Below are 21,100 nucleotides of genomic sequence, written 5' to 3' on the forward strand. Positions count from 1 at the left end.
GCTGCTCACGCCCTGTCCGCGACGCGCTCGCCCAGCAGGCCCTGCGGCCGCACGAGGAGCACCACGATGAGGAGGACGAAGGCCCACACGTTGGACCAGGCACCGCCGCCGAGCTGCTGCATGCCGGGTATGTCCTCGATGTAGGCGATCGAGAGGGACTCGGCGATGCCGAGGACCACGCCGCCGACCATGGCGCCGTAGATGTTGCCGATGCCGCCGAGGACGGCCGCGGTGAACGCCTTGAGGCCGAGGATGAAGCCCATCTCGAAGTTGATCTGGCCCTTGTCGAGGCCGTAGGCGACGGCGGCGACGGCGGCGAACGCGGCACCGATGGCGAAGGCCATCACGATGATGCGGTCGGTGTTGATGCCCATCAGCTTCGCGGTGTCCGGGTCCTGCGCGGTGGCCTGCATGGCGCGGCCGCTGCGGCTCTTGGAGACGAAGAGGCCGAGGGCGAGCATGCACAGCGGGGCGAGGACCAGGACGAAGAGGTCGGCGCGCTGGATCGAGAGGTTCTTGGTGATCTCGAAGGCCTCACCCGGGAACTCGGGGAAGCTGACGGCCTTCTTGGCGTCCGGGTAGAACTGCCAGACCAGCTGCTGCAGCGCGATGGACAGGCCGATCGCGGTGATCAGCGGGGCGAGCCGGGGCGCGTTGCGCAGCGGCCGGTAGGCGAACCGTTCGGCGGCGGTGGCGACGGCCACGGAGGCGATCGCGCCACCGACGATCATGAGCGGGATCGCCACCAGCAGGGACGTTCCGCTCGGCAGAACGGAGTAGGTGGTGAGGGCGCCGAAGCCCCCGATCATGAAGATCTCGCCGTGGGCGAAGTTGATGAGCTGGACGATGCCGTAGACCATGGTGTACCCGATGGCGATGAGGCCATAAAGGGCACCGAGGGCCAGACCGTTGGCCAGCTGTTGCGGCAGTTCGTTCACCGCGGGCCTCCGATGAGCTTGTCGGATATGACACCGCGCGAGGGCGCTGTTTGCGCCCTCGCGCGGTCGTGGTTCAGTTCGTGCGGGGCTCCCGGCCCGGGGCCGGGACGGGTCTTACTGGTTGAACGTGTCGCTCTTGACGTCGGTCCACTTGCCGCCCACGACCTTGTAGACCGTGAGCTGCTTGTTGGTGGTGTCGCCGTACTCGTCGAACGAGACCTTGCCGGTCACACCGTCGAAGGAGACCTTGCCCAGGGCCTCGGTGACCTTGGCGCGGGCGTCGGACGGGACCTTGCCGCCGTTGGCCGCGACGACGGCCTTGACGGCCTGGATGATCGCCCAGCCGGCGTCGTAGGAGTAGCCGCCGTAGGCCGCGTACGGGTCCTTGAAGCCGGCCGCGTTGTAGTCCTCGATGAACTTCTTGGCGGTCGGGAGCTTCTCGACCGGGTAGCCGATCGAGGTGGCCAGGTCACCGTCGTTGGCCTCGCCCGAGGCGCTGATGAAGGCCGGGTCGTAGATGCCGTCGCCACCCATGGTGGGGATCTTGGCGCCCGTCTTCTTGATCTGGTCGGAGAGCAGACCGCCCTCGGGGTACTGGCCGCCGAAGTAGACGGAGTCGGCGCCGGAGGCCTTGACCTTGTCGGCGGTGGAGGAGAAGTCGGTCTCCTTCACGGTGACGTGGTCGGTGCCGACGACCTGGCCGCCGAGGCGCTTGAACTCGTCGGAGAAGATCGTGGCGAGGCCGGCGCCGTAGGTCTGCTTGTCGTCGACGACGAAGACCTTCTTCTTGCCGGCGTCCTTGAAGAGGTACTGGGCGGCGAACTTGCCCTGGACCACGTCGGTGGCGGCGGTGCGGAAGTAGGTCTTGAAGGGACGCTTGAACTCGCCCTTGCCCCAGTTGTCGCCCTGGGAGAGCGACGGGTTGGTGTTGGCGGGGGAGACCTGCGCCAGGTTGGCGGAGGCGAAGACGCCCTGCATCTGCTGGGAGACGCCGGAGTTCAGCGGGCCGACGACACCGACGACGTCCTTGTTGCCGACCAGCTTGGTGGCGTTGGCCTGGCCGGAGGCCGGGACCGCCTGGTCGTCGAGGCCCTCGATCTTGAAGGTGACGCCCGGGACTTCCTTGTTCTTGTTGGCGGTCTGCACCGCCAGGTCCACGGAGTTCTTGATGCCCTGGCCCAGGGCGGAGAGCGAACCGGTGAGCGGCGCGTCCACACCGATCACGACGGTGGTCGTGCCGCCGGCGTTGTCGCCGCCGCCGCCCTTGCCCTCGTCGCGCGAACCGCAGGCGGTGAGGGTGAGCGCTCCCGTGGTGAGCACGCTGGTGAGGATGAGCAAAGAACGGTGTCGCACGAAGGATCCTTTCCCTGGCTCGGCCCCCTCGAGCTGAGGCGGTGCCGTGGAGCTGTGAAGCGAGAGGTGCCGATTTCGATGCCGGGCCGTACTGGGTGGAGCAGGGCCGTGCAGTGGAAGCGCCCGGCGGCGCGGTGACTGGCCGTGACTCTAGGCGCAGGTGGGGAAGGACAGGGAGCGCCGAGGTCAGGATGTGACTGTCTTGTTATGCCGACGGGCGGAGACGGTGTGCAGGCCATGGGCAAACCCGGGCACAACGGTCGGTACGGCGGTGTTCACATGCTGAGAACGTGCAGTTCCGCTAAGGGGCTTGAGCAGATCACGGTCCTGACGGGCCCCTTGGGAGGGTGTCCGGATATCGGACAGTGGCCGGTGGGCCAGCGGACGGAATCGCTGACCGGAGCGTTCCGTTCCGCCGCGTGTCCCATCTGGTGAAAAGGTCACGCTGCGTTACGTCGGCGATGGCCGGGATCCGACGGTCGGACGCCCGGGGGTGGCCGCGGACGGAGTCCGGGGGAGGGTCTTCTGCTCGTCCGGCGGACGCCAGTTCTCGGAGCTGCCCGTCGCCCCCTTCGCCGCCTCGCAGCGCCGCCGCGTCTCCCGGTCCGTGTACGCGAAGGCCGCCTCGCGGCCCGCCCGCCTCTCCTCCGCCCGCGCCCCGACCAGGACCGCGTCATGGATCTCGTACTGCTCGTTCGACATCCCCTTCTGCTCCCAGTCGAGCCCGGCCCACTTGCTGCCCTTGAGCGCCTCCTTCACCCAGTACGACACCAGGTTCGTGCACACGTCCGCCGGCGAACTCGCCTGCGGCTCAGGGGACTTGGGCGCCCGCTCGCAACCGGCGGACATGACCAGCGCACAGCCGGCCAGGGCCGCGACGAGCGCGGCCCTGACCGGGGCGACCGGCATGCGGATCACGGCAGGCGGACGTACGTCTTCAGGAAGTCGCGGGCACCCGGAGTGTCCAGGCGGTAGACCACGTTGGTGGCGTAGCAGGGCGTGTCGCCGGTGATCGTGGTGGCCACCAGAGTGCGCCGGCCGTCGAGCGTCGCGAAGTTCGGACCGCCCGAATCCCCGTAGCAGGCACCGCCGTTGCCCTGCGGCGCCGTCATCCCGAGCCGGATCCAGGCGTTGTTCAGGGCGTTGAACGACACCGGCGCCTTCATCCGGACCCCGCCGCCCGGATGGGTCTGACCACCCGGTCCGCGCTGCGCCTCCTCGGTGCCGTAACCGGCGACGGTGAAGTCGGTGTCGTTCAGCCCCTGCGGTCCCAGCGCGTCGAGCGCGCCCGCCGCCGGCAGGCTCGCGGGCGTGAAGCTCCAGCGCTCCGCGATCTTCGCCGCCGGCAGTTCGATCACCGCCATGTCGTGCCGGTCGGACGCCGGGCCCGGGTACGCGGGGTGACTGTGCGCGGTCCCCTCGACGGCGACGGCCCGCGCCACGGCGGCCGGGTCGCCCGGGTGCTCGGCGGCGGCCCGGTCCAGGCCGGACTGCACGTCCTGGTCGAGGGAGACGTAGAAACGCACGTTCTCGGGCCAGTCGGTCGTGCAGTGCGCCGCGGTCAGGAAGGTGTCCGCGTCGATCATGGTGCCCGAGCAGACCCAGTCCACCCGGTCCGGGGTGCCCGGGTCGCCGTCGTCGTCCCAGGTCGCCACCAGGGCGCCCACCTCGGTGCGCTCGGGGGCCGGGGTGGCGTTGTACGAGTTGATCGCGGCGGACGGGATCGCGGTGGCGAGCACGGCGGCGCAGACGGCGGCGGTCACGGCGGTCGCCACGGTGGTGGTGCGTATCGCGGTCAAGGGGATCCCCTCGTCGTGTGAGTGGACCGCCAGTGAAGCCGCTGCCTTCCGGCCCCGACAAGAGCCGGTGAGGAAAGGGGAGTTCAAGAACGCAGCGGCCCCGGACGGTGCTGCCGTCCGGGGCCGCGGAGGAGGTGCTCGTACACCTCGGGGCGTACGGGTCAGGCGCCGGCGCCGTCGAGGCGGGCGGCCGCCGGGAGGTTGTGGGCGTCCTGTGCGCCGACCTCCTTGAGCATGCAGGTCAGCCGCGCGGAGCAGACCCGCTTGTCCTGCTCGTCGGTGATCACGATCTCGTACGTGGCGGTGGACCGGCCGCGGTGCACCGGCGTCGCCACACCCGTCACCAGACCGCTGCGCGCCCCGCGGTGGTGCGTGCAGTTCAGGTCCACGCCCACGGCGATCCGGGAGACGCCGCCGTGCAGCATCGAGCCGATCGACCCCAGGGTCTCGGCGAGCACCGCCGAGGCGCCGCCGTGCAGCAGCCCGTACGGCTGGGTGTTGCCCTCCACCGGCATCGTCCCGACCACCCGGTCCGCCGACGCCTCCAGGATCTGCACGCCCATCCGGTTGCCCAGGTGTCCGGCCGAGAAGAGCGCCGGCAGGTCCACGCCGAGCGAGGCGTACTCGTCGATGACCTCCTGCGGGAACTTCACGTGCTGCTGCTCACCCATGACCCGGCTCCGTTCGTCGTCGTGCTTCGTGCTGCTCACGTCTGATCTTCCTGAGCAAACGCTTAGGCGGATCGTGATTGTTCCAGACGGAACCGGTACCGGGTCCAGGGGGTGTCGCGCAGGTCACGCCGCGAGCCGGGCATGAGCGGTCCCCGGCCTGTCCGGCCGACGGCCTCGCGCGCGACGTGGGAGTGGAAGGTACGAACACCCCGCCGGGGCCGGTCGCTCCGGAACCGGCCCTCCTACCGTCCGCCCGCTGTGATCAGCCGGCGGCCTCCCGCGGAACCAGACGCACGATCACGGACTTGCTCGCCGGGGTGTTGCTGATGTCGGCGGTCGACTCCAGCGGCACCAGCACGTTCGTCTCCGGGTAGTACGCCGCCGCGCAGCCACGGGCCGTCGGGTAGTGCACCACCCGGAAGCCGGGCGCCCGCCGCTCGCTGCCGTCGGTCCACTCGCTCACCAGATCCGCGTACGAGCCGTCCGCGAAGCCCAGCTCCGCCGCGTCCTCGGGGTGGATCATGACCACCCGGCGGCCGCCCGTGATGCCGCGGTAGCGGTCGTCCAGGCCGTAGATCGTGGTGTTGTACTGGTCGTGCGAGCGCAGCGTCTGCAGCAGCAGCCGGCCCTCCGGGACCTTCGGGTACTCGACCGGGGCCGCCGTGAAGTTCGCCTTGCCGGTGGCCGTCGGGAAGCGGCGCTCGTCGCGCGGCGCGTGCGGCAGCGCGAAGCCGCCCGGGTTCGCCTTCAGGCGCGCGTTGAAGTCCTCGAAGCCGGGGATCACGCGCGCGATGCGGTCGCGGATCACCGCGTAGTCCGCCTCGAACGCCTCCCACGGCGTGGCCGAGCCCGCGCCGAGCACCGCCCGCGCCATCCGCGCCACGATCGCCGGCTCCGACAGCAGCTGCGGGCTCGCCGGCGGCAGGTTGCCGCGCGAGGCGTGCACCAGGCCCATCGAGTCCTCGACCGTCACCACCTGCTTGCCGCTCTTCTGCACGTCCTTGTCCGTGCGGCCGAGCGTCGGCAGGATCAGCGCGCGCCTGCCCGTGACCGCGTGCGAGCGGTTCAGCTTCGTCGACACGTGCACCGTCAGGCGCGCGTTGCGCATCGCCGCCTCGGTGACCTCGGTGTCCGGGGTGGCGCCGACGAAATTGCCGCCCATCGCGAAGAACACCTTCGCCTCGCCGTCCCGCAGCGCCTCGATCGAGCGCACCACGTCGAAGCCGTGGTGGCGCGGCGAGACGATCCCGAACTCCTTGTCCAAGGCGTCCAGGAAGGCGGCCGACGGCCGCTCGAAGATCCCCATCGTGCGGTCGCCCTGCACGTTGGAGTGACCGCGCACCGGGCACACCCCGGCGCCCGGCCGGCCGATGTTGCCGCGCAGCAGCAGGAAGTTGACCACCTCGCGGATGGTCGGCACCGAGTGCTTGTGCTGGGTGAGGCCCATCGCCCAGCAGACGATCGTCCGCTCCGAGGCCAGCACCATCTCCAGGGCCCGCTCGATCTCCGCCCGGGACAGCCCGGTCGCTTCGAGCGTCTCGTCCCAGTCGGCCTCCTTGGCGGCCGCCGCGAACTCCTCGTACCCGTGCGTGTGCGCGGCGACGAAGTCCTCGTCGACGGCGCCCGGAGTCTCCAGGACCAGCTTGTTGAGCAGCCGGAACAGCGCCTGGTCGCCGCCGATGCGGATCTGCAGGAAGAGGTCCGTGAGCGCGGCGCCCCTGAGCATGCCCTGCGGCGTCTGCGGGTTCTTGAACCGCTCCAGGCCGGCCTCCGGCAGCGGGTTCACCGAGATGATCCGGGCGCCCGCGGCCTTCGCCTTCTCCAGGGCCGACAGCATCCGCGGATGGTTCGTCCCCGGATTCTGGCCGGCCACCACGATCAGGTCCGCCCGGTGCAGGTCCTCCAGGGAGACGCTGCCCTTGCCGATGCCGATCGTCTCGTTGAGCGCCGAGCCCGAGGACTCGTGGCACATGTTGGAGCAGTCCGGCAGGTTGTTCGTACCGAACTCGCGGGCGAAGAGCTGCAGCAGGAACGCGGCCTCGTTGCTGGTGCGGCCCGAGGTGTAGAAGAGCGCCTCGTCGGGGGAGCCGAGCGCGGTCAGCTCCTCCGCGATGATCGCGAAGGCCCGCTCCCACGACACCGGCTCGTAGGCTGTCCCGCCCTCGGGCAGCAGCATCGGCTGGGTGATCCGGCCCTGCTGGCCCAGCCAGTACCCACTGCGGGTGGCCAGGTCCGCCACCGGGTGCGCGGCGAAGAACTCCGGCGTCACCCGGCGCAGCGTCGCCTCCTCGGCGACCGCCTTCGCCCCGTTCTCGCAGAACTCCGCGACATGCCGCTTGTCCGCCTCCGGCCAGGCACAGCCGGGACAGTCGAAGCCGTCCTTCTGGTTGACCTTGAGCAGGGTCTGCGCGGTGCGCCGCACACCCATCTGCGCCTGGGCGATCCGCAGTGTGTGCGCGACGGCGGGCAGGCCGGCGGCGGCGTGCTGCGGCGCCTCGACCCGCGGTGCGTCCTGGACCGGGTCGCCGACCGGCGGCTTGCTGACCATCACGCTCTCCCTTGAGCGGAACCTGTGTCGTACGACTCCGATCCTGTCACGCGGCACCGACACCGGACCACGCCCGGTCTGCCGTCCGCCTCCGTGTGCGGACGTGGACGGGAATGTCAGTGGCGCGTGGCAGGATCGTCCCGTGGCCGAGACAGCAGCGAAGAAGACCGATATGACCGAAGAGAACCGCCCGCGCCTGCTCCTCATGGACGGGCACTCCCTGGCGTACCGGGCGTTCTTCGCACTGCCCGCGGAGAACTTCACCACCGCTACCGGGCAGCCGACGAACGCGATCTACGGATTCGCGTCGATGCTGGCGAACACGCTCCGCGACGAGGCGCCCACGCACTTCGCCGTCGCGTTCGACGTGTCCCGCAAGACCTGGCGCTCCGAGGAGTTCCCCGAGTACAAGGCGACCCGCTCCAAGACCCCCGACGAGTTCCGGGGCCAGGTCGAGCTCATCGGCGAGCTGCTCGACACCATGCACGCCCCGCGCTTCGCCGTCGACGGCTTCGAGGCGGACGACATCATCGCCACCCTCGCCACCCAGGCCGAGGCCGAGGGCTTCGAGGTCCTGATCGTCACCGGCGACCGCGACTCCTTCCAGCTGGTCACCGACCACACCACCGTGCTCTACCCCACCAAGGGCGTCTCCGAGCTGACCCGCTTCACCCCGGAGAAGGTCCAGGAGAAGTACGGACTCTCGCCCTCGCAGTACCCCGACTTCGCGGCCCTGCGCGGCGACCCGTCGGACAACCTGCCCGGCATCCCCGGCGTCGGCGAGAAGACCGCCGCGAAGTGGATCAACCAGTTCGGCTCCTTCGCCGAGCTGGTGGAGCGCGCCGAGGAAGTCAAGGGCAAGGCAGGCCAGAACTTCCGTGACCATCTGGAGTCGGTGAAGCTCAACCGCCGCCTCACCGAGATGGTCCGCGACGTCGAACTGCCGAAGCACGCCCGGGACCTCGCCCGCGAGCCGTACGACCGCAAGGCCCTCGCCTTCCTCCTCGACACCCTGGAGATCCGCAACCCCTCGCTGCGCGAGCGGCTCCTCGCCGTCGACCCCGGCGCCGCCGAGGAGGCCGCCCCCGCCCCTGCCCCCGGCGTCGAGCTCGACTTCACCGTCCTCGGCTCCGGCGAGCTGGCCGGCTGGCTCGCCGAGCACGGCGGGCAGCCGCTCGGCATCGCCACCGTCGACACCTGGGCCCTCGGCACCGGCAGCGTCGCCGAGGTCGCCCTCGCCTCGGCCGGGGGAGCCGCCGCCTGGTTCGACCCGAGCGAGCTCGACGAGGCCGACGAGCGGGCGTGGGCCGCCTGGATCGCCGACCCCGAGCGCCCGAAGGTGATGCACAGCGCCAAGGGCGCCATGCGGGTCTTCCCCGAGCACGGCTGGAGCGTCGCCGGCGTCACCATGGACACGGCGCTCGCCGCCTACCTGGTCAAGCCCGGCCGCCGCTCCTTCGCCCTCGACGCGCTCTCCCTCGAATACCTGGGCCGCGAGCTCGCCCCCGCGGCGGCCTCCGACGGCCAGCTCGCCTTCGGCGCCGAGGACACCGCCGAGGCCGAGGCCCTGATGTCCCAGGCCCGCGCCGTCCTCGACCTCGGCACCGCCTTCGAGGACAAGCTCGCCGAGGTCGGCGCGAAGGAGCTGCTCCACGACGTCGAGCTGCCCACCTCCGTCCTCCTGGCCCGTCTGGAGCGGCACGGCATCGCCGCCGACCGCGACCACCTGGAGGCCCTGGAGCAGCAGTTCGCCGGAGCCGTGCAGCAGGCCGTCAAGGAGGCCCACGCCTCCGTCGGCCACGAGTTCAACCTCGGCTCGCCCAAGCAGCTCCAGGAGGTCTTCTTCGGCGAGCTCAACCTGCCCAAGACCAAGAAGACCAAGACCGGCTACACGACGGACGCCGACGCCCTCGCCTGGCTCGCCGGCCAGACCGAGCACGAGCTCCCGGTCATCATGCTCCGCCACCGCGAGCAGGCCCGGCTCCGCTCCACCGTCGAGGGCCTGATCAAGACCGTCGCCGCCGACGGCCGCATCCACACCACCTTCAGCCAGACGGTCGCCGCCACCGGCCGGCTGTCCTCCACCGACCCCAACCTGCAGAACGTGCCGGTGCGCATGGACGAGGGCCGCGCCATCCGCCACGGCTTCGTCGTCGGCGAGGGCTTCGAGGCCCTCATGACCGCCGACTACAGCCAGATCGAGCTGCGCGTCATGGCCCACCTCTCCGAGGACGAGGGCCTCATCGAGGCGTTCGCCTCCGGCGAGGACCTGCACACCACCGTCGCCTCGCAGGTCTTCGGCGTCGAGCGCACCGCCGTCGACGCGGAGATGCGCCGCAAGATCAAGGCCATGTCGTACGGCCTGGCGTACGGGCTCTCCGCCTTCGGCCTCTCCCAGCAGCTCGGCATCGACCCCGCCGAGGCGCGCGGTCTGATGGACACCTACTTCGAGCGCTTCGGCGGCGTCCGCGACTACCTGCGCCGCGTCGTCGACGAGGCCCGCGCCACCGGCTACACCGAGACCATGCTCGGCCGCCGCCGCTATCTGCCGGACCTCAACAGCGACAACCGCCAGCGCCGCGAGGCCGCCGAGCGCATGGCCCTCAACGCCCCCATCCAGGGCACCGCCGCCGACATCGTCAAGGTCGCCATGCTCGACGTCGACCGCGCCCTCACCGAGGCCGGCCTCGCCTCCCGCATGCTCCTCCAGGTCCACGACGAAATCGTCCTCGAACTGGCCCCGGGCGAGCGCGACCAGGTCGAGACCCTGGTCCGTGAGCGGATGGCGAACGCGGTGGAGCTGCGCGCCCCGCTGGACGTCTCGGTGGGCGTGGGCAGGGACTGGGACTCGGCGGCGCACTGAGAGACGGAGCGGGGCGGGACCGCGCTGCGCGGTGCCGCCCCGCTCGTCCCACCCTCGTGCGGGCCGTCGTCCCGCCGGGGCGGTGACGGCGCGGCGCCCTCACCGAAGGGTCAGCGCGACCCCGTACGGGAGTGCTCGGAAACGGGATCCGCGACCGGGCCTCCCGCTCGGCCACCGAGCAGCCGCACCCCCGCCGCGTACACCACCACCCCTGCCATCAGCCCCGCTCCCGCGCCGAAACACAGCGTCGGAATCACGTCGAGCGGCGTGTCGATCCGGCCCCAGTACGCGTACCACCGCACCACCCGGTGCACCGCCCCGCCCAGTACACCCGCCCCGATCACCGCCGCCGCGAGCATCCGCCCGCGCCGGTCCGCCGCCGGCACGCGCGCGGGCAGTGGCGTGTCCGCGGGCACCGCGCGAAGCGCCCGAACCGTGAACCAGGTGAGCGCCACCAGGGCCAGCGCCGAACCCCCGTACTGCGCGTACAGATAGACGGGGAAGCCGCCCACCACCTCGCTCAGCAGCGGGATCACCCGGGTGCCCCAGCGGTCGAGGTGGGTGAACGCGTCCCACACGATGTGCGTCGTCGCGCCGATCACGGCCGAGACGACGAACCACCCGGCCAGCGCCGCCGGCCGCCGCCGGCGCCACGGCTCCCCGCGGACCGCCTCGTACACCCGGCCGCGCCACCTCCGGGGAAGCAGTGCGAGGAGCGGCTCACGCACCATCAGCCACAGGGCCACCAGCGCCGCGGTGATGAGCACGTCGACGGTGACGACACCGAGCGGCGCGTGCGTGACGTCACCGAAGAACATCGCGTCGGGTACCGCACTCGCCGCGAAATACGTCATGTCGGGAGAGAAGGAACCGGCGACGAGCGCCGAGGCCACCAGGGGTCCGCGTCCCGTGCCGCCGCGACGGATGCCCGGCAGCACCGCGGCGGCATGGCTGAGCGTGAACGGCACGGAAATCCCCCCAGATCCTGAAGTGCCCCCAGTATTCAGCACCCTCCGAGGGAGAAGGCGCGGACGGCCAAGTGGTGACGAAACCGTGAAACACGGTCAGGGCACGGTGTCGGTGTGCCGGGAGTTGGCATAGGGTTCGGCGGGTCGGACCCGCGCGGGGAGCGCGGAAGCGGGATACGGGGAGGGACCACACATGGCAGCGCACTTGGGCCGCCGGCTGCGCAGGGGAGCCACCAGCGGTGCGATCGTCGCCGCGGCCGTCGCCGCGCTCGCGGCGTCGCAGGCGCCGGGCACTCCGCCGCCGCCCGCAGACAACGCGAGCGGTGACACGCCGATCGGAGCGGGCGACGCGACCACGCCCCCGAACGGCTCCGCCTCCGGCGACTCGCCGTACTTCACCGATCTGCCCACGCTCAACACGCCCAACCAGCCGGGCGCGCCGACCCCCAACGTGCCCATCACCACCGGCCCCGCCGAGGCCGGCATACCCGCGAGCGTCCTCGCCGCCTACAAGCGCGCCGAGGAGTCGATACGGTCCACGGACCCCGGCTGCAACCTGCCCTGGCAGCTCCTCGCCGGCATCGGCAAGGTCGAGTCCGGTCAGGCGCGCGGCGGCCGCGTCGACGCCAACGGCACCACCACCTCGCCGATCCTCGGCCCGGTCCTGAACGGTGTCGGCTTCGCCAACATCTCGGACACCGACGGCGGCGCGTACGACGGCGACCGGGTCCACGACCGGGCGATCGGCCCGATGCAGTTCATCCCGTCCACCTGGGCCACTTGGGGCCAGGACGCCAACGGCGACGGGAAGAAGGACCCGAGCAACATCTACGACGCCGCCCAGGCGGCCGGCCTGTACCTGTGCGCCAACGACCGCAACCTCGCGGTCAAGGCCGACCTGGACCGGGCCATCCTGAGCTACAACCACTCGAACGAGTACCTGAGCACGGTGCTGTCCTGGTTCGAGTACTACAAGCGCGGTACGCACCAGGTGCCCGACGGCACCGGTGTCCTCCCCGTCGACCGCAGCGACAACCGGGGCAGCGGCCGCACGCCCGGCCGGACCGTCCCGACGCCGCCGGTCACGCCGGCCCACCCGGGCACCCCGAAGCCGCACCCGTCGAAGCCCGGCACCCCGAAGCCGCCCACGCCGCCCACCACCGACCCGGCGCTGACCGTGGTGCGGATCAAGGACGCCGCCTCCGGCACCCTCACGGCCACCGCGGGCACCACCTTCACCACCCGGCCGACCGTCCTGGCCCTCGACACCGCCGGCAAGCCCGTCGCCGGCGTCAAGGTCCGCTTCCGCATCGGCGACGGCACCGACACCCGCTTCGCCCTCGGCGGCGTCCGCGAGATCACCGCCGTCACCGGCAGCAGCGGCAAGGCCGCCACCCCGGAGCTCAAGGCCGGTGAGCAGACCGGTGACTTCACCGTCAGCGCCACCGTCGTCGGCCGCAGCCTGAACGCGCTCTCGTTCAAGGCGACCGTCACCGAGCGCCGCGCCGACAAGCTCGCCCGCGTCGACGAGAAGGAGCTCGCGGCCACCACCGGCGGCACCTTCGTCGACGAGGTGCGGGTCAAGGCCACCGCAGGCGGCGCGACCGCCTCCGGTGTCGCCGTCACCGCCACCTTCGTCACCTCGGCCGACGACCCGAAGCCCGCCACCGACGGCCCCTTCTTCAAGGCCGCCGACGGCACCGCCGTCCGCACGCTCACCGGTCTGAAGACGGACGCCGACGGCGTCCTGAAGCTCCCGGAGATCTTCGCGGGCGACAAGGCCGGCGGCTTCACGCTGAAGCTCACCGCGCCCGGCGGCGGCACGCTCGCCGTCCAGCTCAAGGTCAGCGCCCCGGCCACCGACCCGACGCCGTCGCCCACGACGCCGACCCCGTCGCCCACGACGCCGAGCCCGTCGCAGACCCCGTCCGCGCCCGCCACGCCGTCCACCGCGCCCTCGCCGTCGCAGTCGACCGCCACCGGCGCCCCGAAGGCCACGCCCAGCGCCTGACGGCCCGCCGCACGTTCACCCCGCGCCGCCCCCGTGTCCCCGCCGGACACGGGGGCGGCGCCCTGTGCGCGCCCGGCGCCCGGAGGGCGTTCCGGGTACGACGTGTTCTCATCTCACGGCCGCGTTGCTACGGTGCCCCCGCCCTGACGATGTATCAGATCGAGCGCCGGGAGGCCGACCTTGCGTGCCCTAGTTGCCGCCGCCATCGGACTCGTTCCCGTCCTCCTGTTCGTGCTGCTCGTCTCCTTCGTCGACCTGCCGCCCGACGGACCCACCTCGCCCCGGCCCCTGCTGACCGCCGATCCCGGCCCGCAGAAGTAGGGGGCCGCCATGCGCCGCCGAGCCAGCCTCGTCCTCCTCGCCCTCGCCGTCTTCTTCGCCGCCATGGCCCCCACCCTGCGCTGGTACGCCTTCCCGCGCCTCGCGAAGATCCCGCCGAACCAGTACCAGGTGACCGTCCTGGAGGCGAAGCCCGCCACCCTGCTCAACTACTCCACCCTCAAGGCCGAGAAGGTCGACAAGATCACGATCATCCAGACCCTCAAGGGCAACGTGGAGGAGTCGAAGAAGATCGAGCGCGACGCCGGCCGCGACGTCGTCGTCTGGGACTCGCTCTCCTACGTCACCGGCCCCGACGGCAAGATGGTCTCCAAGATCCCCGAGCGCTACGTCTTCGACGCCCACACCCAGGACCCCGTCCACGCCACCGGCGAGATGGTCGACGGAGACCCGGTCCGCCGCGAGGGCATCGAGTTCAAGTGGCCCTTCCTCACCGAGAAGCGGGACTACCAGTACTTCGACGCCCAGACCCGCACCTCGGCCCCCATCCACTACAAGGGCACCCGCACCTTCCGCGGCCTGGACGTCTACTACTTCGAGCAGACCATCCCCTGGACCAAGGTCCCCATGCCCAAGGCCATGCCCGTCCAGGGCATCACCCCCGACGTCCTCGCCAAGACCGGCCTCACCCGCTGGTACACCACCAAGCGCATGTTCTGGGTCGACCCCGTCACCGGCGCCCCCGTCAACGGCGAGGAGATCCACAAGGAAGAGCTCCGCAACGCCCGCGCCCTGATGGGCCAGGACACGATCACCGTCTTCGCCGGCCACGTGAAGATGCGCGAGGACTACATCGCGAGCGTCGTCGACCTGGTCAAGTCCAACCGGCTCATGGTGCTCCTGCTCGTCTCCTATCTGCCCTGGGGCTTCACCGTCCTCGCCCTCCTCCTGCTCGCCCTCTCCCTCTGGCTCGAAGCCCGCTCCCGCGGCGGACGGGCCCCGGACGCCCGCCCCGAACCGGCCCCCGTCACCGCTCCCGCCTGAGCCGGGCACTGGTGTGCCGGGTGGGCTCCGCCGCCGCGGGATCCTCCGGCCACGGATGCTTCGGATAGCGGCCCCGCAGCTCCGCCCGCACCGCGCGATAGCCGTCCCGCCAGAACGAGGCCAGGTCCGAGGTCACCGCCGCCGGCCGCCCGGCGGGGGAGAGCAGATGCACCAGGACCGGCACCCCCGCCACCCGGGGCGTCTCGGCGAGCCCGAACATCTCCTGGAGCTTCACCGCCAGCACCGGCCGCTCCCCGCCGTAGTCCACCCGTATCCGCGAACCGCTCGGCACCTCGATCCGCTCCGGCGCCAGCTCGTCGAGCCGCCCCGCCTCGCCCGACGCCCACGGCAGCAGCCGCCGCAGGCCCTCCCCGGCGTCGATCCGGCCCAGATCCGCCCGCCGCCGGGCCCGGGACAGCTCCGGCTCCAGCCACTCCCCGGCCCGCGAGAGCAGCGCCGCCTCCGCCACATCCGGCCACGGCTCGCCCAGCTCCCGGCGCAGGAACGCCAGTCGCTGCCGCAGCTCCGCCGCCTCCCGGCTCCACCGCAGCAGCGCCGTGCCCTCCCGGCGCAGCCCGTCGAGCAGCGCCTCCCGGACCAGGCCGGCATCGGCCTCCTCCCGCAGCGGGCGGACCGTCAGCTCCACCGCACCCAGCCGCTCCACCGACCGGGCCACCACGTCCCCGTCCTCCCAGTGGACCTCCTCGCCCGCCCGCAGCAGATGCCCCGCCGCGCGCCGCGCCACCTCCTCGTCCACCACGGCCGCGAGCCGCACCCGCGCGGTCGCGCTCTGCGCCGTCCGGTCCGCCACCGCGACCGCGAGCCACGCCGGCGAGCCGAGCCGCGAGCCCTCCGAGAGCCGCGCCCCCGTCCCCGACACCATCAGATGGCCGCCCTGCTCCCGGGCCCGCGCCACCCGCTCGGGGAAGGCGAGCGCCGTCACCAGACCCGCCACCGCGTCCTCGCTCAAGGCCCCCGACGCCCCACCGGCCCCCGACGCCCCACCGGCCCCGATCTCCCCACCGGCCCGGGTGTCCCCGCCGGCCGCGCGCTCCAGTCGCCGCACCTCCGCCTTCCAGCGCGCCGCGTATCCGTCGCCGCCCCGGCGTGCCTCCCGCCAGGCCGCCGCCAGATCGTCCCCGTACTCCCGGGGCGGCTCCTCGCTCAGCAGCGCCACCACCTCCGCCGCCCGCCGCACCCCCACCTCGGCGGCGCCGTCGAGCAGCGCCCGGGCCAGCCGCGGATGCAGGCCGAGCCGGGACATCCGCACCCCCCGGTCCGTCGCCCGGCCGACCTCGTCCACGGCGCCCACGGCCATCAGGACCGCCCGGGCCGCCGCCATCGCCCCGGCCGGCGGCGCGTCCAGGAGCGCGAGCCCGGCCGCCGTCGGATCGCCCCAGCAGGCCGCGCGCAGCGCGAAGTCGGTCAGATCGGCGACCTTGATCTCGGGGGAGGGGAACCGCGCCTGACGCGCGTCCTCCGCCGTGGACCAGCAGCGGTACACCGTCCCGAAGCCCTCACGGCCCGCCCGGCCCGTGCGCTGCGTGGCGACCGCCACCGACACCGGCACCGTGGTGAGCGAGCCCAGACCCCGCGCGTGGTCCATCCGCGGCTCCCGCGCGAGCCCGGAGTCCACCACGATCCGCACCCCGGGCACGGTCAGGCTCGACTCCGCCACCGACGTCGTGAGGACCACCCGCCGCCGGCCGCCCGGCTCGCCGCCCCGCAGCACCGCGTCCTGCACCGCCGCAGGCGCCCGCCCGTGCAGCTGGAGCACCTCGGCGTCCAGATCCGCGAGCAGCCCCGCCGTCCGGGCGATCTCCCCCGTCCCCGGCAGGAAGCACAGCAGGTCGCCCTCGTGCCGCTCCAGGGCCTCCCGGACCGTCGCGGCGACATGCCGCAGCAGCGCCGGATCCACCCAGGTGCCGTGCGCCGGCCGTACCCCGGCCGGCGGTGGCGCGAAGTGGATCGCCGAGCCGTGCATCCGGCCCTCGGCCCGCACGACCGGCGCCGGACCACTGCCGTCCAGGACCGTCAGCAGATCCGCCCACGCCTTCGCGTCGCTCGTCGCCGACGCGGCGATCAGCTTCAGCTCCGGCCGCAGCGTCGCCCGCACGTCCACCAGGAACGCCAATGCCGTGTCCGCGTCCAGATGCCGCTCATGGCACTCGTCGAGCAGCACCACGTCCACTCCGGCCAGCTCCGGATCGCGCTGGAGCCGCTGCAGCAGGACACCCGTGGTCACCACCTCGACCCGGGTCGCGGGCCCTGCCCGGCGCTCCCCGCGCACGGAGAATCCGACGGCCCCGCCGACCTCCCCGCCGAGCAGCCACGCCATCCGCCGGGCCGCGGCCCGCACCGCCATCCGGCGCGGCTCCGCGACCAGCACCCGGCGCTCCGGCCCGTCCCCTATAAGCCCCGCGAGCGCCAGCGGGACCAGCGTGGTCTTGCCGGTCCCCGGCGGGGCGTGCAGCACCGCAGTGCCGCGCTCCTCGAGCGCGGTCAGCAGCTCGGGGACGGCATGGCGGACGGGAAGACGGTCGAGAGCGTCGTTTCGGATCACATGGCAAGTCTCGTACGCCGGGCCGACCAGCCGCGTCACGTCGTCCACAGGCCCGCCGATCAGTAGTACTAATCAGCCGAGCCGAGCCGGGCGGTGCAGAGCCGAGCCGGCCCTGCCAGGGCGAGCCGGGCGCCGCAGCCCTCCCCGGCGGCCGGCCCCACCCACTCCCCTATATGCGCGGGCGCCTACGCGTCGATGCGCTCGCAGACGAAGATCGCCGTGCCCGGGATCAGGTTCCCCCGCAGCGGCGACCAGCCACCCCATTCCTGGCTGTTCCAGGCCGGCCACTCCGGTTCGACCAGGTCGACGAGGCGGAAGCCGCCGGCCACCACGTCCCGCACCCGGTCGCCGATCGTCCGGTGGTGCTCGACGTAGACAGCGCGCCCCCGTTCGTCCTGCTCCACGTACGGCGTCCGGTCGAAATACGAGGCCGCGACCGACAGGCCCTCGGGCCCCGGCTCGTCCGGGAACGCCCAGCGGATCGGGTGCGTCACCGAGAACACCCACCGGCCGCCCGGCCGCAGCACCCGGTGCACCTCGCGGAAGACCCGTACCGGGTCGGCCACGAACGGCACCGCGCCGTACGCCGAGCAGGCCAGGTCGAAGGAGCCGTCGAGGAACGGCAGCGCCCCCGCGTCCGCCTCCACCAGCGGCACGTCCCCGCCGATCCGCAGCGCGTGCTGGAGCTGCCGGTGCGAGAGGTCGAGCGCCACCGGCCTGGCCCCCTGCGCCGCCAGCCACCGCGCGCACTGCGCCGCGCCCGCGCCGATCTCCAGGACGTCGAGGCCCTTCAGCGCCGCGGCCGGCCCGAGCAGCCCCGCCTCGGCCTCGTCGAGCCCCTCCGGGCCCCAGACGAACCGGTCGTCGCCGAGGAACGCTCCGTGATCGGTCTGGTACTCGTCGGCGTTCCGGTCCCACCAGCCCCGGCTCGCGCGGCTGCTCTCCGCGTCCCCGGCGTCACGCCGGGTGGCCTCGGCGTCGTCCTCGGGTTCGTCTTCGTGTCCGTACTCTTGGTTCATCTCGCCCGTCGATGTAGTTTGCGCTCAGAGCCGCGCGCGTAGAACGCGGCACGGCTTCCCGCGGCCAGGATGGCCTGGGCTGACACGAGTTGTGCCGGGTATGAGGCGATCCGCCCCGGGTGTGCGCTTCGCGCATTGACCCTGTCCGGCTGCCCCCGTATGCTAAAGGTTGCGCTGCGGGCCTGCGCGCCTCAGACGGAGCAGGCCGCGCTCGCACCTGTTGCAGTCCCCTCGGTTTTCGAGGCGCCCCCCGTTCGGCGGGAAGGCGCTTCATTGGCTGTCCGGCTTCTTCAGTGCGATACGGGCTCTCGGCGTAGCAGTACCTACGACTTTCTGTCCGTAACCGGAGCCCTTTCCCACATGACGAGCAGCACCGAGACCACCGCCACCACCCCGCAGGTTGCGGTCAACGACATCGGTAACGAGGAAGCCTTCCTCGCCGCGATCGACGAGACGATCAAGTACTTCAACGACGGCGACATCGTCGACGGCGTCATCGTGAAGGTCGACCGGGACGAGGTCCTGCTCGACATCGGTTACAAGACCGAAGGTGTCATCCCGAGCCGCGAGCTCTCGATCAAGCACGATGTCGACCCGAACGAGGTCGTCAAGGTCGGCGACGAGATCGAGGCCCTGGTTCTCCAGAAGGAGGACAAGGAAGGCCGCCTGATCCTCTCGAAGAAGCGTGCCCAGTACGAGCGCGCCTGGGGCACCATCGAGAAGATCAAGGAAGAGGACGGCATCGTCACCGGTACCGTCATCGAGGTCGTCAAGGGTGGTCTCATCCTCGACATCGGCCTCCGCGGCTTCCTCCCGGCCTCCCTGGTCGAGATGCGTCGCGTCCGCGACCTCCAGCCCTACGTGGGCAAGGAGCTCGAGGCGAAGATCATCGAGCTGGACAAGAACCGCAACAACGTGGTCCTGTCCCGCCGCGCCTGGCTCGAGCAGACCCAGTCCGAGGTCCGCCAGACCTTCCTCACGACCCTCCAGAAGGGTCAGGTCCGCTCCGGCGTCGTGTCCTCGATCGTCAACTTCGGTGCCTTCGTGGACCTGGGTGGCGTCGACGGTCTCGTTCACGTCTCCGAGCTGTCCTGGAAGCACATCGACCACCCGTCCGAGGTTGTCGAGGTCGGCCAGGAGGTCACCGTCGAGGTTCTCGACGTCGACATGGACCGCGAGCGTGTCTCCCTGTCGCTGAAGGCGACGCAGGAGGACCCGTGGCAGCAGTTCGCCCGTACCCACCAGATCGGCCAGGTCGTCCCGGGTAAGGTCACCAAGCTGGTTCCGTTCGGTGCGTTCGTCCGCGTGGACGAGGGCATCGAGGGTCTGGTCCACATCTCCGAGCTGGCCGAGCGCCACGTGGAGATCCCGGAGCAGGTCGTCCAGGTCAACGACGAGATCTTCGTCAAGGTCATCGACATCGACCTCGAGCGTCGCCGGATCTCGCTGTCCCTCAAGCAGGCCAACGAGTCCTTCGGTGCCGACCCGGCGTCGGTCGAGTTCGACCCGACCCTGTACGGCATGGCCGCGTCCTACGACGACCAGGGCAACTACATCTACCCCGAGGGCTTCGACCCCGAGACCAACGACTGGCTCGAGGGCTACGAGAAGCAGCGCGAGGAGTGGGAGCGCCAGTACGCCGAGGCGCAGCAGCGCTTCGAGCAGCACCAGCAGCAGGTCATCAAGTCCCGCGAGGCCGACGAGGCCGCCGCTGCCGAGGGTGGCGCCGCCGCTCCGGCCGCCGCGCCGACCGGTGGCTCGTACTCCTCGGAGTCGGACGACACCGCCGGCGCCCTGGCGTCGGACGAGGCGCTTGCCGCCCTGCGCGAGAAGCTGGCCGGCGGCCAGAGCTGAATCGGCTCACCGCTGAGCTCCAGTAGCTAGCGTCGAGGCCCGTCTCCCTTCGGGGAGGCGGGCCTCGTTCGTTTTCCGGTCACCGTCCGCTGCCGCGTGGAAATCCGCGGTACACGGAAATCCGGGGTACGGGGAATGGCGGTGTGCCGGGTGGTGTTGTCGCTGAAGAACGCGAGGAGGAGCGGAAATCGTGCTTGATCCCCAGGATTTGTACGAATGGGACCAGAAGGGTCTGGCCGTCGTGGACATGGCCCTGGCGCAGGAGTCGGCCGGGCTGGTCATGCTCTACCACTTCGACGGCTACATCGACGCAGGTGAGACCGGCGAGCAGATCGTCGACGGGCTGCTCGACACCCTGCCGCACCAGCTGGTGGCCAGTTTCGACCACGACCGCCTCGTGGACTACCGGGCCCGCCGCCCCCTGCTGACCTTCCGCCGTGACCGCTGGACCGCCTACGAGACCCCGGCGATCGAGGTCCGCCTCGTCCAGGACGCCACGGGCGCGCCCTTCCTGCTGCTCTCCGGGCCCGAGCCCGACGTCGAGTGGGAGCGGTTCGCCGCCGCGGTCGGCCAGATCGTCGAGCGCCTCGGCGTCCGCCTCGCCGTCAACTTCCACGGCATCCCCATGGGCGTGCCGCACACCCGCCCGGTCGGCCTCACCCCGCACGGCAGCCGCGTCGACCTCATGCCGGGCCACCGCAGCCCGTTCGACGAGGCGCAGGTGCCCGGCAGTGCCGAGTCCTTGATCGAGTTCCGCCTCACCGAAGCGGGCTTCGACACCCTGGGCGTCGCCGCCCACGTCCCGCACTACGTCGCCCGCTCCCCGTACCCCGACGCCGCCCTGACCGCCCTCGAGGCCGTCACCGCCGCCACCGGCCTGGTCCTGCCCGGCGTCGCGCACGCCCTGCGCACCGAGGCCCGGCGCACTCAGACGGAGATCGAGCGCCAGATCGGCGAGGGCGACGAGGAGCTGACCGCGCTCGTCCAGGGCCTCGAGCACCAGTACGACGCCGTGGCCGGCGCCGAGACCCGCGGCAGCCTCGTCGCCGAGCCCGTCGACCTGCCCTCCGCGGACGAGCTGGGCCGCGAGTTCGAGCGCTTCCTCGCGGAACGGGAGGGCGACGCCTAGCCGTCGGACCGGCTGCTAGGCTGCCTGACCGGCCATGCTCCCCGTCGCCGGCGGGGATGAT

Annotated in this window: 15 protein-coding genes; 6 read left to right on the top strand and 9 right to left on the bottom strand. The window is 71.9% G+C overall.

The annotated features are described in order from the left end of the window. Window positions 1-5: 5 nt before the first annotated feature. From ACFYU9_RS30755 to ACFYU9_RS30780, 6 genes are all read right to left on the bottom strand, one after another. Window positions 6-938 (bottom strand): branched-chain amino acid ABC transporter permease, encoded by a 933-nt coding sequence (locus ACFYU9_RS30755; protein ID WP_389216439.1) that lies wholly within the window; start codon window positions 936-938, stop codon window positions 6-8. Window positions 939-1,052: 114 nt separating this feature from the next. Next, complete coding sequence (locus tag ACFYU9_RS30760; protein WP_389216442.1) at window positions 1,053-2,291, bottom strand: branched-chain amino acid ABC transporter substrate-binding protein; 1,239 nt, start codon at window positions 2,289-2,291, stop codon at window positions 1,053-1,055. Window positions 2,292-2,741: 450 nt separating this feature from the next. Next, window positions 2,742-3,200: a hypothetical protein gene (locus ACFYU9_RS30765; RefSeq protein WP_389216445.1), complete on the bottom strand. Its 459-nt coding sequence runs from the start codon at window positions 3,198-3,200 to the stop codon at window positions 2,742-2,744. Window positions 3,201-3,205: 5 nt separating this feature from the next. Then, window positions 3,206-4,090, bottom strand: coding sequence for a trypsin-like serine protease (locus ACFYU9_RS30770; RefSeq protein ID WP_389346905.1), 885 nt, complete (start codon window positions 4,088-4,090; stop codon window positions 3,206-3,208). Between the two features lie 161 nt (window positions 4,091-4,251). Beyond that, window positions 4,252-4,761: a PaaI family thioesterase gene (locus tag ACFYU9_RS30775; protein WP_389216987.1), complete on the bottom strand. Its 510-nt coding sequence runs from the start codon at window positions 4,759-4,761 to the stop codon at window positions 4,252-4,254. Between the two features lie 262 nt (window positions 4,762-5,023). Continuing rightward, window positions 5,024-7,309, bottom strand: a complete 2,286-nt coding sequence (locus ACFYU9_RS30780) for an FdhF/YdeP family oxidoreductase (RefSeq protein ID WP_389346907.1) — start codon at window positions 7,307-7,309, stop codon at window positions 5,024-5,026. A 142-nt stretch (window positions 7,310-7,451) separates the two neighbouring features. Between ACFYU9_RS30780 and polA the strand changes: the two genes are divergently transcribed. After that, entirely contained in the window at window positions 7,452-10,172 is a 2,721-nt protein-coding gene (polA, locus tag ACFYU9_RS30785) for a DNA polymerase I (protein WP_389346909.1), read from the top strand. A gap of 110 nt (window positions 10,173-10,282) precedes the next feature. Here the strand turns inward: polA and ACFYU9_RS30790 are convergent, their stop codons facing one another. Then, complete coding sequence (locus tag ACFYU9_RS30790) at window positions 10,283-11,140, bottom strand: DUF4184 family protein (RefSeq protein WP_389216456.1); 858 nt, start codon at window positions 11,138-11,140, stop codon at window positions 10,283-10,285. 193 nt (window positions 11,141-11,333) lie between these two features. On the opposite strand from ACFYU9_RS30790, the gene ACFYU9_RS30795 reads away from it, so the two are divergent. The 3 genes from ACFYU9_RS30795 (at window position 11,334) to ACFYU9_RS30805 (ending at window position 14,474) form a co-directional block, all read left to right on the top strand. Then, window positions 11,334-13,151: a lytic transglycosylase domain-containing protein gene (locus ACFYU9_RS30795; RefSeq protein ID WP_389346911.1), complete on the top strand. Its 1,818-nt coding sequence runs from the start codon at window positions 11,334-11,336 to the stop codon at window positions 13,149-13,151. 180 nt (window positions 13,152-13,331) lie between these two features. After that, entirely contained in the window at window positions 13,332-13,472 is a 141-nt protein-coding gene (locus ACFYU9_RS30800; protein WP_389216461.1) for an SPW_0924 family protein, read from the top strand. Between the two features lie 9 nt (window positions 13,473-13,481). After that, window positions 13,482-14,474 carry a DUF3068 domain-containing protein gene (locus tag ACFYU9_RS30805; RefSeq protein WP_389216464.1) on the top strand — a complete coding sequence of 331 codons (993 nt, stop codon included), beginning with the start codon at window positions 13,482-13,484 and terminating at the stop codon, window positions 14,472-14,474. On the opposite strand, the gene hrpB is transcribed toward ACFYU9_RS30805, so the two are convergent. Together hrpB and ACFYU9_RS30815 are read right to left on the bottom strand one after the other, a co-directional pair. Beyond that, entirely contained in the window at window positions 14,458-17,037 is a 2,580-nt protein-coding gene (gene hrpB / locus ACFYU9_RS30810; protein ID WP_389346914.1) for an ATP-dependent helicase HrpB, read from the bottom strand. The genes ACFYU9_RS30805 and hrpB overlap by 17 nt on opposite strands. 185 nt (window positions 17,038-17,222) lie before the next feature. Continuing rightward, window positions 17,223-18,056 carry a class I SAM-dependent methyltransferase gene (locus ACFYU9_RS30815; protein ID WP_389346916.1) on the bottom strand — a complete coding sequence of 278 codons (834 nt, stop codon included), beginning with the start codon at window positions 18,054-18,056 and terminating at the stop codon, window positions 17,223-17,225. A gap of 360 nt (window positions 18,057-18,416) precedes the next feature. On the opposite strand from ACFYU9_RS30815, the gene rpsA reads away from it, so the two are divergent. Both rpsA and ACFYU9_RS30825 read left to right on the top strand, forming a co-directional pair. Beyond that, on the top strand, window positions 18,417-19,910 hold the full coding sequence (gene rpsA, locus ACFYU9_RS30820) for a 30S ribosomal protein S1 (RefSeq protein WP_389216473.1): 1,494 nt from the start codon (window positions 18,417-18,419) through the stop codon (window positions 19,908-19,910). A gap of 190 nt (window positions 19,911-20,100) precedes the next feature. Next, window positions 20,101-21,039 carry a PAC2 family protein gene (locus ACFYU9_RS30825; RefSeq protein ID WP_389216476.1) on the top strand — a complete coding sequence of 313 codons (939 nt, stop codon included), beginning with the start codon at window positions 20,101-20,103 and terminating at the stop codon, window positions 21,037-21,039. Window positions 21,040-21,100: the final 61 nt, after the last annotated feature.

The organism is Streptomyces sp. NPDC004327 (assembly GCF_042873935.1).
Taxonomy (GTDB): Bacteria; Actinomycetota; Actinomycetes; order Streptomycetales; family Streptomycetaceae; genus Streptomyces.